Source organism: Dietzia massiliensis (genome assembly GCF_018390595.1).
Lineage (GTDB): Bacteria > Actinomycetota > Actinomycetes > Mycobacteriales > Mycobacteriaceae > Dietzia > Dietzia massiliensis.
The window spans coordinates 1-448 of sequence record NZ_JAHBAV010000196.1 but is presented as its reverse complement, the minus strand read 5'-3'; the positions used below and the strand labels follow the sequence as shown (position 1 = coordinate 448).

The 448-nt window shown below is 63.2% G+C and carries 1 protein-coding gene; it reads left to right on the top strand.

All coding sequences use genetic code 11. The annotated features are described in order from the left end of the window. Positions 1-448: threonine synthase (thrC, locus tag KHA85_RS20240; RefSeq protein ID WP_213186674.1), on the top strand; the 448-nt coding region annotated here is incomplete at both ends.

Here is a 448-nt window from a genome sequence, read left to right as displayed (position 1 = left end):
TAGAAGGCGTGCGCCACGGCGACACCGGCGCCGCCGTGGCGCACGCCTTCTACGGCCTGAAAAACGTCCGGGTGGTGATCCTCTATCCGCAGGGCAAAATCAGTCCGCTGCAGGAGAAGCTGTTCTGTACCCTGGGCGGCAACATTCACACCGTAGCGATCGACGGCGACTTCGATGCTTGCCAGGCGCTGGTGAAGCAGGCGTTCGACGATCGGGAATTGAAGGACGCGCTGCCCCTGACCTCGGCCAACTCGATCAACATCAGCCGCTTGCTGGCGCAGATCTGCTACTACTTCGAAGCGGTGGCGCAGCTGCCGCAGGAAGCGCGCAATCAGCTGGTGATTTCGGTGCCGAGCGGCAACTTCGGCGATCTGACCGCCGGGCTGCTGGCCAAGTCGCTGGGCCTGCCGGTGAAGCGCTTTATTGCTGCCACCAACGCCAACGACAC